The following is a 14,021-nucleotide window of genomic DNA, read 5'->3' as shown; positions in this document are numbered from 1 at the left end:
CCGCAAGCGGGCTCATGTTGCGTGATGAAGAATTGCCGGATGAAAAGCTGATGACTGTTCACCGTCGCACCCTTGCCCTGCTGGCGTTTGCCGCCACGCTTGCCGGCGCTGCGCATGCCGCCGCCGCGGACGCGCCCTGGCAGGACGCCCGCCAGATGATCGTGGTCACCACCGCCGGCTGGAACGCCGACCAGGGCGAGCTGCGCGCCTTCGAGCGCCACGGCGATGCCTGGCGGGAAGTCGTCGCGCCCGCACCGGTGACCATCGGCAAGAACGGCGCCGGCTGGGGCCTGGGCCTGAACGCGCCGCAGACCGGCGGCCCGGTGAAGCACGAGGGCGACAACCGCAGCCCGGCCGGCGTGTTCCGCATCGGCGAGGCGTTCGGCTACGCCGCGCACACGGCCACTGCGTTGCCCTACCGCGCGCTCAGCGCCAGCGACTGGTGCATGGATGTCAGCGGCACGACGCAGTACAACCGCATCGTCGACGCGAACGTGGTCGGCGTGGAGGCGGTGAAGGGTTCCAGCGAGCCGATGCGGCGTGACCTGCATGCGAACGGCGACCAGCGCTACCGGCTCGGCTTCGTGATCGAGCACAACGTGCAGGCGGCGCCGCAAGGCGGCAGCTGCATCTTCGCCCACCTGTGGAAGTCGCCCAGCGACGCCACCGCCGGCTGCACCGCGATGACGCCGGCGCTGATGCAGCGGCTGCTGACCTGGCTGAAGCCGCAGCAGCATCCGGTCTTCGTGCTGCTGCCGCAGGCCGAGTACGAGCGGCTGCGCGATGAATGGCAACTGCCGGCGCTCGCCGCCGTGGATGCCGCACGGTGAGTGCGACCACCCGGGTCCTGGTGGGGCTGGCCGCCGGCGCGCTGATCGGCCTGCTGCTGGCCGGCTGGGACGAAACCGTGGCGTTGCAGGTGGCGAACGTGGCGCAGCCGATCGGCAAGCTGTGGCTGAACGCGCTGCAGATGACCGTGGTGCCGCTGGTGCTGGCGCTGGTGGTGGTAGGCGTCAATACCGCCACCGACGCGGCCGCCTCGGGCCGCATCGCGCGGCGCGCGATCGTGGTGTTCGTCGTGGTGCTGACCGGCGGCGCGCTGTTCGCGGCGCTGGCGGCGCCGCTGGTGTTCGCGCTGTTCCCGCACAATCCGGCGCTGATCACCGCGCTCGACCACGCCAGCGTGCCCGTGGCCGCGCAGGCGGCGCCGAACTGGATCGACACGCTGGTGGCGATCGTGCCGAACAACGCGGTCATGGCCGCGGCGCAGAGCGCGATGCTGCCGCTGGTGGTGTTCGCGCTGTTCCTCGGTTTCGCGCTGACCCGGATCGCGCCGGCGCGGCGCGCGCTGCTGATGGAATTCTTCCAGGCAATCAGCGATGCGATGATCGTGATCGTGCGCTGGGTGCTGTGGATCGCGCCGCTGGGCGTGTTCGCGCTGATCCTTTCCGTGTGCGCTCGCTCGGGCTTAGGGATGCTCAGCGCGCTCGGCGTATACGTGCTGGTCGAGTGCCTGCTGTACCTGGCGGTCACCGTGATGCTGCTGCCGCTGGCGGTGGTGTTCGGCGGCGAGAAGCTGCGCCGGTTCGCGCTGGCGCTGGTGCCGGCGCAGGTGGTGGCGGTCAGCACGCAGTCCTCGCTGGCCTCGCTGCCGGCGATGCTGGAAAGCGCCGACCGCCGGCTCGGCTACCCGCAGCAGGTGGCCGCGCTGGTGCTGCCGATGGCGGTGAGCCTGTTCCGCCTGACCAGCCCGGTACAGTACGTGACCTCGGCGGTGTTCATCGCCTGGGCCTACGGCATCGACCTGTCCACCGCGCAGCTGCTCGCCGGCGCGCTGCTGGCGGTGGTGATCAGCTTGGGTTCGGTCGGCCTGCCGGGCCAGGTCACCTTCATCGCCACCAACCTGCCGGTGGCGCAGGCGATGGGCCTGCCGCTCAGCCCGCTGGGCCTGATGCTGGCGGTCGACACCCTCCCCGACGCGCTGGCCACGCTGGGCAACGTCACCGGCGACCTCACCGCCACCAGCGTGGTGACGCGGCAGTCGCGGCGCGATACGGCCTGAATTGCCGGCTCTTCCGTTGCGTCGGGTGGTACGGCTTGCGCTCCTTTGTCGCCGACTTTGCACCATACGCTCCAGGTTTCTGCTGGATCGCCACACAAGGCGGCGACGGCATCCACGCCAGCCTTGCCAGGGCGAAACCTGTGCCTGTCTGGTGGGCCTGTCGTTGCGCGCGCTGCAGGTCGATGTCTGGGTTGTCCACGGCGATGCGTGCCACCTCTTTCGTTGTAGTCGTCTGCGGCGCAAAAACGTCAATCTTTCGATTTCCACCCGGGTTTTATCCCGCCCTCGGCCCTCGAGGACGCCAAGGGCTTGCCGCAATTGCAAGCAATGCATAGAATGCAGTCAATGCTTAATCCGAGTACATTTTAATGACTACGACCATGACCATCCGCAACATCGATGATCAGCTGAAGGCCCGATTGCGCATGAAGGCGGCCATGCATGGGCGTTCGATGGAAGAAGAGGCGCGCGATATTCTGCGTGCGGCACTGTCTGTCCAGCCGGTACGCGCGACCACCCTGGTCGAGGCGATCCGTGCGCGCATCGCGCCCTTGAAAGGTATCGAGTTGACGTTGCCAGAGCGCGGCCCCTTGCGCGAACCGCCGGAGTTCGGCGTGTGATCATCCTGGACACCAATGTCCTTTCCGAAACCCTTCGGCCGGCGCCTGACGAGCGTGTATTGACCTGGCTCGGAGCCCAGCCCCGGCCAGCGCTGTTCACCACCACGGTTACACGAGGGGAATTGTTCTACGGCTTGCACCTGCTTGCGGATAGCCAGCGCAAAACGAGCCTGCTGAGCGCGGTTCTATCCATCTTCGATGCCGACCTGGCGGGCCAGGTACTGAGTTTTGACAGCGATGCGGCGGACGCTTATGCCGAGATCGCCGCCAACCGCAGAGCCGCGGGTAAACCCATCAGCCAATTCGATGCGATGATCGCGGCGATCGCCCGATCCCGGGGGGCGGGTCTCGCCACACGCAACGTCAAGGATTTCGTGGATTGCGGTATAGCCGTCATCAATCCATGGGCGGCGTGATGGTGAGCGCGAATGGGCGGTCTCGAAAAGGCGCGCACGGTGCGATGGACTGAGCAGCATGACCCTGGACTTCGCCACGCTCGACGCACTGCGGACCCGCCATCCCGCATGGACGCTGCTGCGCTCTGACCACGCGGCGCTGGTGGCGAGTTTTCTGCACAGGACGTTTGTGGCGTCCAATGTACGGGTGATGGCGGCGGCCGATCTTGCCGAGGCACTGGAAGATGAGCTGTATGCCCTGCGTCAGCAGCTTGGCGATGGCAGCTTTCCCAAGCCGGCGCGAGACTATCTCAACGATTGGGCCGCTTCGGACAAGAGCTGGCTGCGCAAGTTCTATCAACCGGGTACCGACGAGCCGCAGTTCGATCTGACGCCAGGCACCGAGAAGGCCATTGCCTGGCTGGGCCAACTCGCCGAGCGCAGTTTCGTGGGCACGGAATCGCGGCTCCTCACGCTGTTCGAGTTGCTCAAGCAGATGAGCGAAGGCACCGAGTCCGATCCGGCCAAGCGCATCGCCGAATTGCACAGGAAGCGCGACGAGATCGATGCCGAGATCGCGCAGGTGATCGCCGGCAATGTGCCTCTGCTCGACGATGCGGCAGTGAAGGACCGCTTCCAGCAGTTCATGCAGCTCGCCCGCGAGCTGCTGACGGATTTCCGCGAAGTGGAGTCCAACTTCCGCCAATTGGACCGCAGGGTGCGCGAGCGGATTGCCCTGTGGGAAGGTTCGAAAGGGGCGCTGCTCCAAGAAATCATGGGCGAGCGTGACGCCATTGGCGATTCGGATCAGGGGCGCAGCTTTCGTGCTTTCTGGGATTTCCTGATGTCCAGCCGTCGACAGGAGGAACTGACCGAGCTGCTGGAACGAGTGCTGTCCCTTTCGCCGGTGGCCGATCTCAGACCTGATGCCCGCACCCGGCGGGTGCACTACGACTGGCTGGAGGCGGGCGAACACACGCAACGCACGGTGGCGCTGCTGTCACAGCAGTTGCGGCGCTTTCTCGATGATCAGGCCTGGCTGGAGAACCGCCGGATCATGGATATTCTGCACGGTATCGAGAGCAAGGCGTTGGCCTTGCGACAGGCGCCACCGCCAGGTGAAGTCATGGCCATCGCCGAGCCCGCGGCCTCGATTGACCTGGCGATGGAACGTCCGTTGCATGCGCCGGCGTTCAAGTCAGTGATCGCGGACATCGCGTTGCAGGAGGACGATGATGACGTGGATCCTTCGGCGTTGTACGAGCAGATCGTCATCGACAAGGCGCGCCTGGTGCGCCACATTCGTCAAACGCTGCAAGCGCGTGGGCAGATCACGCTGCGCGAGTTGATCGAAGGACAGGCATTGCAGCAAGGTCTGGCCGAATTGGTGGCCTACCTGCAGTTGGGCAGCGAAGCGTTCAAGACCGTGGTGGACGAGAGCGTCATCGAGCCGATTGCCTGGCAGGCGGTCGCGCGCGATGGTTCGGCCTTGCGTCGGCAGGCCCGGCTGCCGCGCATCCTGTTTGTGAGATGAGAATGTTCGTGAGGTAAGCATGGGCGACGAGCAATGCCTGGCCACGGATCATGCCGATTCCGTCGCGACCACGATCCAGTTCGATCTTTCGACGCTGGCGATCACCCTGTTGAAGGGTGTCGTTTATCGCGAGGGAGATGAGCGGCTCTGGGGCAGCCTGCTGAATCTGCAGGTGCGAGTGCGCGACTACGTGGGCGTGTTGGGGCTGGATCTGGTGCTGGATGAGGCCGAGGGCTACGCCTTTCTCAAGAGTCGCCCGGCACCGGCGGACGATGATGCCAGCCCTCAGCTACCCCGTCTGGTGGTGCGTCGCCCGTTGTCGTTCCCGGTCAGTTTGCTGCTGGCGTTGCTGCGCAAGAAGCTGGCGGAATTCGACGCCGGCGGCGGCAACACGCGACTGGTGCTGACACGCGAGGAGATCGTCGAGTTGGTGCGCGTGTTCCTGCCCGACAGCAGCAACGAAGCCCGGCTGGTCGACCAGATCGATGCGCAGATCACCAAGGTGGTCGAGCTGGGCTTTCTGCGGCGTCTGAAGCCCGCCAGTGGCCCGGTGTGGGAGGTGCGCCGCATCCTCAAGGCGTATGTCGATGCGCAGTGGCTGGCCGAGTTCGACGCGCGACTCGCCGCCTACCAGGCGCAATTGTCTGGCACGACGGCCATGGACGACGCGAAATGAACGAGCCGCTTTCCCCCAGCCTGAATTTCGTGGGCGATGACACCTTGTCGGGCTTTCGTCTGAAACGGCTCGAAGTGCTGAACTGGGGCACCTTCGACAAGCGGGTGTGGACGTTGCAGCTCGATCGACGCAATGGTTTGCTTACCGGTGACATCGGCTCGGGCAAGTCCACCCTGGTCGACGCGATCACGACCTTGCTGGTGCCGGCGCAGCGGATTGCCTACAACAAGGCCGCCGGTGCCGACAGCAAGGAACGCACACTGCGCTCCTACGTGCTCGGGCACTACAAATCCGAACGTCATGAGACCACCGGCACCGCCAAGCCGGTAAGCCTGCGCGGCAACGACAGTTACTCGGTCATCCTCGGTGTCTTCCACAATGCCGGTTACGACCAGACGGTGACGCTGGCCCAAGTTTTCTGGATGAAAGAGGCACAAGGGCAACCGGCGCGTTTCTTCGTGGGTGCCGAGCGGGAGTTGTCGATCGCCGAACACTTCGCCCAGTTCGGCTCGGACATGACCCAGTTGCGCAGAAAGCTGCGCAAAGCGGGTGCCGAAATCGAAGATGGCTTTCCGAAATACGGCGCGTGGTTCCGCCGCCGTTTCGGCATCGAAAGCGATCAGGCGCTCGAACTGTTCCACCAGACCGTGTCGATGAAGTCGGTCGGCAACCTGACCGACTTCGTGCGCAGCCACATGCTTGAGCCGTTCGAGGTGGCTTCCCGCATCCAGGCATTGATCACGCACTTTGACAACTTGAACCGCGCGCACCAGGCGGTGCTCAAGGCACAGCACCAGGTTGAACTGCTCACGCCACTGGTGGCCGATGGCGAGCGGCATGCCACGATGGTGGTTGAGGTGACGGCGCTGCGTGCCTGCCGCGAAGCGCTGCGGCCGTATTTCGCCGGGATCAAGCTCGGGCTGCTGGACAAGCGCATCACCGGTCTGACGAGCGAGTGGCAGCGGCAGGATGCCCAGGTAAGGCGGCTGGAAGCGCATTGCAGTGGCCAGCGCGGCGAGCAACGAGAACTTGAGCGCAGCATTGCCGACAACGGTGGCGAGCGTATCGCGCGTCTGGCCAATGACATTCGTCGCAAGGAAGCCGAGCAAGCGACCAAGCGGGGCAAATCCACGCAATACGAAGCGCTGGTGCTTGACGTCGGCGAAACACTGCCTGATGTCGAGCAGGATTTCCTGACCTTGCGCAAGCGGTTCGCTGCGCTCGATGAGCGGTCTCGGGAGCGCGAGGCGACGTTGCAGAACGAGCTTACCGAACATGCCGTCAGCCTGCGCCAGGGTCGGGAAGAACATGCGGCGCTGCGAACCGAGATCAATAGCCTGAAGGCTCGGCGCAGCAATATTCCCGAGCAACAAGTGGCGATGCGTTCCGCCTTGTGTCACGCCCTCGAACTGGCCGAAGAGGACATGCCGTTTGCCGGCGAGTTGCTGCAGGTACGCGATGACGAGCGCGACTGGGAGGGTGCCGCCGAACGGCTGCTGCGCAGCTTCGGCCTGTCGCTGTTGGTACCGAACGAGCACTACATCCAGGTCGCCGATTGGGTCGATCGCACGCACCTGAAGGGGCGTCTGGTCTATTTCCGCATACGGCAGGCCGCGCGCGGTGCGTTGCCGGGCCTGCACACCGATTCGTTGGCGCGCAAGCTGGCGGTCAAGTCCGATTCGCCTTTCTACGACTGGCTGGATCGTGAGGTGGCCCATCGATTCGACGTGGCCTGCTGCCTCACCCAGGAACAGTTTCGCCGCGAGACGCGCGCCATCACCCGCGCCGGCCAGATCAAGGCACCGGGCGAGCGCCACGAGAAGGACGACCGCCACCGGCTGGATGACCGCAGCCATTACGTGCTCGGTTGGACCAATGCCGCCAAGATCGCCGCGCTGGAGACCAAGGCCAGGGTGCTGGAATCCAGCCTGGCCGACGTGGGTGCGCAAATCGCGGGACTTCAGACGGAGCAGGATGCGCTCAAGAAGCGCCTCGCCACACTGTCCAAGCTCGACCTGTTCGTCGACTTTCAGGAGATCGACTGGCAATCGACGGCGCTGGAGGTGGCGCGTCTCATGCAAGAGAAGCAATCACTGGAATCGGGCTCCGACGTGCTCCGACAGTTGACCGATCAATTGAATGCATTGACAGCTGCCTTGCAGGTCGTCGAAAAGGAGCTGGAGGATCGCAAGGACAGGCGTTCCAGAACCGATCAGAAGAAGACCGACGCGCAGATCCTGCGCGAACAGGCGCAGACGGTGCTGAACGAATCGGATGCGGCCGCCCATGCGGTCCATTTTGCACGGCTCGAAGCTATGCGCGAGGGCGCGCTCGGCGATCATCAGCTGACGGTCGAAACGTGTGCCAACCGCGAAAGCGATATGCGCAATTGGCTGCAGAACAGCCTTGACGCCGAGAACAAGAAGCTCGAACGTCTGCGCGATAAAATCATCGACGCCATGCGTGTCTACTGCACCGCCTTCCCGCTTGATACCCAGGAAGTCGACGTCGCCGTGGAAGCATGTGGCGAATACCGCACGATGCTGGACAAACTTAAGGCTGATGACCTGCCGCGCTTCGTTGCCAGCTTCAAGAAGCTGCTGAACGAGAACACGATCAACGAGATCGCCAACTTCAACGCCCAGCTGGCTCGCGAGCGCGAAACCATCAAGGAACGTATCGCGCGCATCAACGACTCGCTCACCCAGATCGACTACAACCCCGGCCGCTATATCGTGCTGGAATCCCAGCTCAGCCCCGATGCGGAGATTCGCGATTTCCAGACGGATTTACGCGCATGTACCGAGGGAGCGGTGATCGGCTCGGACGATGCCCAGTATTCCGAAGCGAAGTTCGTGCAGGTCAAGACCATCATTGACCGCTTTCGCGGTCGCGAGGGTCTGTCCGAACAGGATCGGCGCTGGACATCCAAGGTCACCGACGTGCGCAACTGGTTCCTGTTTGCCGCCAGCGAGCGCTGGCGCGAGGACGACACCGAGTTCGACCACTACTCGGACTCGGGTGGCAAATCGGGTGGCCAGAAGGAGAAGTTGGCGTATACGATCCTGGCCGCCAGTCTGGCGTACCAGTTCGGCCTGGAGTGGGGCGCGGTGTGCTCTCGATCCTTCCGCTTCGTGGTGATCGACGAGGCTTTTGGGCGTGGTTCCGACGAGTCGGCGCACTATGGCCTCCGGCTCTTTCAACAACTCAACCTGCAACTACTGATCGTCACGCCGTTGCAGAAGATCCATATCATCGAGCCCTTTGTGGCCCATGTCGGCTTCGTCCACAACGAAGCGGGCAGTTCATCGAAACTGCGCAACCTGACCATCGAGGAATACCGCGCGCAGAAGGTTGTGCATGCCATGGCGACAGCCCCACTGGAGACGGAGCGCGACGCTGAATGATCTGGACCACACCGGGTGATCTGAAGGCTCAACTTGCGCGCCTGTGGGACCGGGGCGTGCTGCCGCGCCTGCTGGTCACCGCGGAGCCCGGGTTCCCGCTGCGGCTTGTGCTGAAAGGGCCTGCGTCGTCCGACCTGGCCGACCGTTTCGAGGTTGTGCGCGCGTGGGCCGTCGAACTGGCGGCCACGCCCCATGTCCGTATCGAATGGCGCGAAGTCCGTCACCGTGTCCAGGGTGCGCAACGTTTGCCGGACCAAGTCTGGGTCGACACCATGGATGACGCCTTGGCCCTGCTGGGCAGGCGGCGTGACGCCGCGGGTCTTTCACGCGTGGTGGCGATGACGCATGCCGCGGCACCCCTGCTGCTGCCCTGGTTGGCCAGACGTCCCTTGCAGGCCATCGAGCTGGCCGACTCGTGGCCGCATCTGATCGCCGTGGTGCAATGGTTGGTCGAGCATCCGCGTCCCGGCATTTATCTGCGCCAGGTCGACGTTGCCGGTGTCCACAGCAAATTCATCGAGGCTCATCGCACCGTACTGTCGGAGCTGTTCGACCTGATGCTTCCTGCGCAGGCCGTGGCCTTGGACCGGACGGGCGCCAGCGCGTTTGCAGCTCGCTATGGGTTTGCGGACAAACCGGCCCGCGTCCGCATGCGTGTTCTGGACGAGCAGGTTCGATGGTTTCCCTGCGCCGCGCGGCCGGACATCACCCTGGATGCCGGCAGTTTTGCCAGCCTGGCGTTGCCGATCCAGCGTGTATTCATCACCGAGAACGAAACCAACTTCCTCGCGTTCCCGGCGACTCGTGGCGCGATCGTGATCTTCGGTGCCGGCTATGGCTGGGATGCCCTCGCCGGGGCCGCTTGGCTGAAGCGGTGCGCCATCCATTATTGGGGCGACATCGACACTCACGGCTTTGCCATACTCGATCAGTTACGCAGCCGTTTCGATCATGTCTCGTCGCTGCTGATGGATCGCACTACATTGGATGCGCACGAGGTGCACTGGGGCGAGGAGCACGAGCAAGTGCTCCACGATCTGCCCCGACTCAGCCCCGACGAGCGTGCGCTGTTCGATGATCTGCGCGACAACCGCATCCGGAAAAACCTGCGCCTCGAGCAGGAACGGATAGGATTTCACTGGCTGACCGAGGCCATTTTGGGCCTCCCCGGTATGCCAAGCCGCGAAGTCGAACGCTGATGAGCGGATGCGTTACCCGATTTTTGCCCTTCGTTTCAAGGCTGCGAGGGTGGTCATGTTCGCTGGATAATCGACAATAGGATGCCGAGCCGGCATAACGCATGCGGCCGGGTAGAAAACTCCCTCAACGAGGTTGGTGTAACCATGCTGCTGATGATCGACAACTACGACAGCTTCACCTACAACCTCGTGCAGTACCTGGGCGAGTTGGGGCAGGCGGTCAAGGTGGTGCGCAACGATGCGCTGGACGTGGCGGGCATCCGCGCGTTGAAGCCCTCGCATATCATGATCTCGCCGGGGCCGGGCACGCCGGATGACGCGGGCGTGTCGCTGGACGTGCTGCGCGAGCTGGCCGGCGAGATCCCGGTGTTCGGCGTGTGCCTGGGCCACCAGGCGATCGGCCAGGCGTTCGGCGGCAAGGTGATCCGTGCGAAGCGGATCATGCACGGCAAGACGTCGCCGGTGATCCATCGCGGGCAGGGCGTGTTTGCCGGCCTGCCGAATCCGTTCGAGGCGACGCGCTACCACTCGCTGGTGGTGGAGCAGTCGTCGCTGCCCGATTGCCTGGAAGTCACCGCGTGGACGGAAAACCCGGACGGCTCGATCGACGAGATCATGGGTCTCAAGCACAAGACACTGGCGGTCGAGGGCGTGCAGTTCCATCCCGAGTCGATCCTGACCCAGCACGGCCACGACTTGCTGGCGAACTTCCTCGGCCTGCCGCGGCGGAAGCTGGCGGCATGAGCGCGCGCGCCATCACCATCACGCCGCAGGAAGCCCTGCAGCGCACGATCGAGCACCGCGAGATCTTCCACGACGAGATGATCGCGCTGATGCGCCAGATCATGCGCGGCGAGGTGAGCCCGCTGATGACCGCGGCGATCATCACCGGGCTGCGCGTGAAGAAGGAAACCGTGGGCGAGATCACCGGCGCGGCGCGGGTGATGCGCGAGCTGTCGGTGAAAGTGGATGTGCCGGCCCACGCGCATTTCGTCGACATCGTCGGCACCGGCGGCGACGGTGCCTCCAGCTTCAACATCTCCACCACGGCGATGTTCGTGGCGGCGGCGGCCGGCGCGTGCATCGCCAAGCACGGCGGGCGCAGCGTGTCGTCGAAGTCCGGCAGCGCCGACGTGCTGGAGGCGCTGGGCGCGGCGATCGAGCTGCCGCCGGCACAGGTGGCTGCGTGCATGGCCGAGACCGGCATCGGCTTCATGTTCGCGCCGAACCACCATCCGGTGATGAAGGTGGTGGCGCCGGTGCGCAAGGAAATGGGCGTGCGCACGCTGTTCAATATCCTGGGCCCGCTGACCAACCCGGCCGGCGCGCCGAACATCCTGATGGGCGTGTTCCACCCCGACCTGGTCGGCATCCAGGTGCGCGTGCTGCAGCAGCTCGGCGCGCGGCACGCGCTGGTGGTGTGGGGGCGCGACGGGCTGGATGAGATCTCGCTGGGTGCGGCGACCCTGGTCGGCGAATTGCGCGACGGCGTGGTGCGCGAGTACGAGGTGGAGCCGGAGGATTTCGGCCTGGCGATGGCGTCCAGCCGCAACTTGCGCGTGGAAAATGCGCACGAGTCGAAGGCGATGCTGCTGGAGGTGCTGCAGGGTCGCCACGGCGTGGCGCACGACATCGTCTGCCTGAACGCCGGCGCGGCGCTGTACACCGCCGACGTGGCCACCTCGGTCGGCGAAGGCATCGATCTGGCCCGTGCCACGATTGCCAGCGGCGCCGCGCATGCGAAAATGCAGGCGTTCGTGGCTGCCACCCGACGGCTTGCCAATCCGCCGTAAGACGTACATGGTGCGCAAAGCTGCCGCAGACCGGCGCGCCGGTGCCCCTGCCGCGCACGGGATGCGCTCCCATACCACCAGTGAGATGCCATGACCGACATTCTCAATCGCATTCTTGCCCGCAAGGCGGAAGAGGTCGCCGAGCGCCGGGCCCGGCTGCCGGAAGCCGAACTGGTCGCGCGCATCGCGGAGCTGCCCGGCACCCGCGGTTTCGCCGCGGCGATCGAGGCGAAGATCGACGCCGGCCTGCCGGCGGTGATCGCCGAGGTGAAGAAGGCCAGCCCGAGCAAGGGCCTGATCCGCACCAACTTCGATCCGGCCGCGATCGCGAGGAGCTACGCGGCCGCCGGCGCGGCCTGCCTGTCGGTGCTGACCGACAGCGACTTCTTCCAGGGCAGCGAGGCGTTCCTGCAGCAGGCGCGCGAGGCGTGCTCGCTGCCGGTGCTGCGCAAGGATTTCATCATCGACGCCTACCAGGTGCAGGAGGCGCGGGCGATCGGTGCCGACTGCGTGCTGCTGATCGTCTCGGCGCTGGACGATGACGTGCTGCTGCAGCTGTCGCTGCTGGCGGCGGAGCTCGACCTGGACGTGCTGTGCGAGGTGCACGACGAGGAGGAACTGGAGCGCGCGATGGCGTTGCCGGTGCCGCTGATCGGTGTGAACAACCGCAACCTGCGCAGCTTCGAGACCTCGCTGGAGACTTCGCTGGCCCTGCAGGAACTGGTCGAGTACGACCGCGTGCTGGTGGCCGAGTCCGGCATCCACACCCCGGAAGACGTGGCGCGCTTGCGCGCTGGCGGTATTCAGGCGTTCCTGGTCGGCGAGGCGTTCATGCGCGCCGAGGACCCGGGGGCCGAACTGCGGCGGCTGTTCTCGATCCCGTGACGGTGATGCCGGAACGCGAAGCGGTGATGCCGGTGGGCGCGGACGCGGCGTCGCCGCGCGTGGTGCTGTTCGATTTCGACGGCGTGCTGATCCGCGGCGATGCGTTCCGCCTGTTCATGCGCGAGCGCTACCGGCGTTCGCCGTGGCGTTGCGCGCTGGCCTTGCTGTGTTCGCCGCTGTTGCTGGTGCAACGTCCGTTCTCGCGGCGCTGGCCGATGTACACGCTGGTGCGCATCGCCTTGCTGGGGCTGGGCGAGCGGCGCTACCAGCTGGCGGCAAACGTGTTCGCCACCACGCTGGCGCGGCGGCCGAGGCAGTTCTGCCGCGACGGCCTGCAGGCACTGCGTCGGCACCAGCTGGCGGGGGATCGCGTGCTGGTGGTGACCGGCTGCGAGCACGCGCTGGCCAGCGGCATCCTGCAGCAGCTCGGTCTGACCGGGCTGGAGGTGCTGGCTTCGCAGCTGAGGCCGGGCTGGTTCGGCATGCGGCTGCTGCGGCACAACGTGGGCCGCCGCAAGGTGCAGTCGCTGACCGAGCACGGGGTCGACGTCTGGCAGGTCGCCTACGGCGATTCGATGTACGACGCGGCGATGTTGGCGCTGGCTGCTGAGGCGGTGCTGGTCAACGGCACCCCCGCGTTGTGCAAGAAGGTGGAGAAGGCGCTGGGTCGTGCGGTCACCCGCGTCGAGTGGTTCTAGCCGTTACAGCAGCGTCTGCGCCAGCTGGCCCAGGCTGATCAGCACGATCAGGCTGCCCACCGCGGCCATCACGGCATGCTCGGGCAGGTGGTGCACCAGCCAGGCGGCGAGCGGCGCGGCGACCACGCCGCCGGTGAGCAGGCCCAGCACGATCGGCCAGTGGCCGGCGCCGACATGCCAGACCAGGGTGGCGGAGACGCACACCGTCACCACGAATTCGGCGGCGTTGACCGAGCCGATCGTGCTGCGCACGCCGCCGCCGCGCGCGATCAGGGTGCTGGTGGCCAGCGGCCCCCAGCCGCCGCCGCCGATGGCGTCGAGCAGGCCGGCGAAGAAGCCCAGCACGCCGCTGTGCTGTACCCGATGGCGGCTCAGCCGCTGGCCGAACGCGCGCAGCAGCACCATCGTGCCGAGGATCAGCAGGTAGGCATTGACCCAGGGCCGGATCGCTTCGCCCGGCACGCTGGCCAGGAAGGTCGCGCCGAGGATGCCGCCGATCGCGCCGGGGATGGCCAGTTGCCAGAACAACTTCCAGCGTACGTTGCCGAACCAGGCATGCGCCGCGCCGGAGACGCCGGTGGTGAACACTTCGGCAGTGTGCACGGTGGCGCTGGCCACCGCCGGCGGCAGCCCCAGCGCCAGCAGGATCGAGTTGGAGACCAGCCCGTAGGCCATGCCCAGCGCGCCATCGACCAGTTGCGCGAGCAAGCCGACACCGGCGAAGACGAAGAACTGTCCGTAATCCAAGCGTT

13 protein-coding genes are annotated in these 14,021 nt (G+C 65.6%); 12 read left to right on the top strand and 1 reads right to left on the bottom strand.

The features are described from left to right. The first annotated feature begins 50 nt into the window (after positions 1 to 50). The 12 genes from R2APBS1_RS16540 to R2APBS1_RS16485 all read left to right on the top strand — a co-directional run bounded on the left by R2APBS1_RS16540 (position 51) and on the right by R2APBS1_RS16485 (position 13,269). On the top strand, positions 51 to 830 hold the full coding sequence (locus R2APBS1_RS16540) for a L,D-transpeptidase family protein (RefSeq protein WP_041677088.1): 780 nt from the start codon (positions 51 to 53) through the stop codon (positions 828 to 830). Continuing rightward, positions 827 to 2,062 carry a dicarboxylate/amino acid:cation symporter gene (locus R2APBS1_RS16535; RefSeq protein ID WP_015448788.1) on the top strand — a complete coding sequence of 412 codons (1,236 nt, stop codon included), beginning with the start codon at positions 827 to 829 and terminating at the stop codon, positions 2,060 to 2,062. The genes R2APBS1_RS16540 and R2APBS1_RS16535 overlap by 4 nt, the downstream gene beginning before the upstream one ends. Before the next feature lie 380 nt (positions 2,063 to 2,442). Further along, positions 2,443 to 2,682, top strand: a complete 240-nt coding sequence (locus R2APBS1_RS16530; protein WP_007509634.1) for a FitA-like ribbon-helix-helix domain-containing protein — start codon at positions 2,443 to 2,445, stop codon at positions 2,680 to 2,682. Then, on the top strand, positions 2,679 to 3,098 hold the full coding sequence (locus R2APBS1_RS16525; RefSeq protein ID WP_007509632.1) for a type II toxin-antitoxin system VapC family toxin: 420 nt from the start codon (positions 2,679 to 2,681) through the stop codon (positions 3,096 to 3,098). The genes R2APBS1_RS16530 and R2APBS1_RS16525 overlap by 4 nt, the downstream gene beginning before the upstream one ends. Before the next feature lie 58 nt (positions 3,099 to 3,156). Continuing rightward, the gene (locus tag R2APBS1_RS16520) at positions 3,157 to 4,611 is read left to right on the top strand and encodes a DUF3375 domain-containing protein (protein ID WP_007509629.1); all 1,455 of its coding nucleotides are present in this window, start codon (positions 3,157 to 3,159) and stop codon (positions 4,609 to 4,611) included. 19 nt (positions 4,612 to 4,630) lie between these two features. Further along, positions 4,631 to 5,287, top strand: coding sequence for a DUF4194 domain-containing protein (locus tag R2APBS1_RS16515; protein WP_007509628.1), 657 nt, complete (start codon positions 4,631 to 4,633; stop codon positions 5,285 to 5,287). Next, entirely contained in the window at positions 5,284 to 8,694 is a 3,411-nt protein-coding gene (locus tag R2APBS1_RS16510; protein WP_007509626.1) for an ATP-binding protein, read from the top strand. The genes R2APBS1_RS16515 and R2APBS1_RS16510 overlap by 4 nt, the downstream gene beginning before the upstream one ends. Next, positions 8,691 to 9,893 (top strand): DUF3322 domain-containing protein, encoded by a 1,203-nt coding sequence (locus tag R2APBS1_RS16505; protein WP_007509624.1) that lies wholly within the window; start codon positions 8,691 to 8,693, stop codon positions 9,891 to 9,893. The genes R2APBS1_RS16510 and R2APBS1_RS16505 overlap by 4 nt, the downstream gene beginning before the upstream one ends. A 144-nt stretch (positions 9,894 to 10,037) precedes the next feature. Next, a complete protein-coding gene (locus tag R2APBS1_RS16500) occupies positions 10,038 to 10,637 on the top strand; it encodes an anthranilate synthase component II (RefSeq protein ID WP_007509622.1) in 600 nt (199 codons plus the stop codon). Then, positions 10,634 to 11,686 carry an anthranilate phosphoribosyltransferase gene (gene trpD, locus R2APBS1_RS16495; protein ID WP_007509620.1) on the top strand — a complete coding sequence of 351 codons (1,053 nt, stop codon included), beginning with the start codon at positions 10,634 to 10,636 and terminating at the stop codon, positions 11,684 to 11,686. The genes R2APBS1_RS16500 and trpD overlap by 4 nt, the downstream gene beginning before the upstream one ends. Positions 11,687 to 11,776: 90 nt before the next feature. Then, positions 11,777 to 12,571 (top strand): indole-3-glycerol phosphate synthase TrpC, encoded by a 795-nt coding sequence (gene trpC / locus R2APBS1_RS16490; RefSeq protein WP_007509618.1) that lies wholly within the window; start codon positions 11,777 to 11,779, stop codon positions 12,569 to 12,571. Positions 12,572 to 12,576: 5 nt separating this feature from the next. Continuing rightward, complete coding sequence (locus R2APBS1_RS16485) at positions 12,577 to 13,269, top strand: haloacid dehalogenase-like hydrolase (RefSeq protein WP_007509616.1); 693 nt, start codon at positions 12,577 to 12,579, stop codon at positions 13,267 to 13,269. Positions 13,270 to 13,272: 3 nt separating this feature from the next. On the opposite strand, the gene R2APBS1_RS16480 is transcribed toward R2APBS1_RS16485, so the two are convergent. Continuing rightward, complete coding sequence (locus tag R2APBS1_RS16480) at positions 13,273 to 14,016, bottom strand: sulfite exporter TauE/SafE family protein (RefSeq protein WP_007509614.1); 744 nt, start codon at positions 14,014 to 14,016, stop codon at positions 13,273 to 13,275. Positions 14,017 to 14,021: the final 5 nt, after the last annotated feature.

It is taken from the genome of Rhodanobacter denitrificans (assembly GCF_000230695.2).
Classification (GTDB): domain Bacteria; phylum Pseudomonadota; class Gammaproteobacteria; order Xanthomonadales; family Rhodanobacteraceae; genus Rhodanobacter; species Rhodanobacter denitrificans.
Note: the sequence above shows the minus strand (reverse complement) of the source record. Positions and strands in the feature narration are given on the sequence as shown.

Excerpts from the sequence above, each read along its gene's own strand:
- R2APBS1_RS16520 (WP_007509629.1), top strand. The coding sequence starts at position 3,157 with ATGACCCTGGACTTCGCCACGCTCGACGCACTGCGGACCCGCCATCCC.
- R2APBS1_RS16510 (WP_007509626.1), top strand. The coding sequence starts at position 5,284 with ATGAACGAGCCGCTTTCCCCCAGCCTGAATTTCGTGGGCGATGACACC.
- R2APBS1_RS16530 (WP_007509634.1), top strand. The coding sequence starts at position 2,443 with ATGACCATCCGCAACATCGATGATCAGCTGAAGGCCCGATTGCGCATG.
- R2APBS1_RS16515 (WP_007509628.1), top strand. The coding sequence starts at position 4,631 with ATGGGCGACGAGCAATGCCTGGCCACGGATCATGCCGATTCCGTCGCG.
- R2APBS1_RS16485 (WP_007509616.1), top strand. The coding sequence starts at position 12,577 with ATGCCGGAACGCGAAGCGGTGATGCCGGTGGGCGCGGACGCGGCGTCG.
- R2APBS1_RS16505 (WP_007509624.1), top strand. The coding sequence starts at position 8,691 with ATGATCTGGACCACACCGGGTGATCTGAAGGCTCAACTTGCGCGCCTG.
- trpD (WP_007509620.1), top strand. The coding sequence starts at position 10,634 with ATGAGCGCGCGCGCCATCACCATCACGCCGCAGGAAGCCCTGCAGCGC.
- R2APBS1_RS16500 (WP_007509622.1), top strand. The coding sequence starts at position 10,038 with ATGCTGCTGATGATCGACAACTACGACAGCTTCACCTACAACCTCGTG.
- R2APBS1_RS16540 (WP_041677088.1), top strand. The coding sequence starts at position 51 with ATGACTGTTCACCGTCGCACCCTTGCCCTGCTGGCGTTTGCCGCCACG.
- trpC (WP_007509618.1), top strand. The coding sequence starts at position 11,777 with ATGACCGACATTCTCAATCGCATTCTTGCCCGCAAGGCGGAAGAGGTC.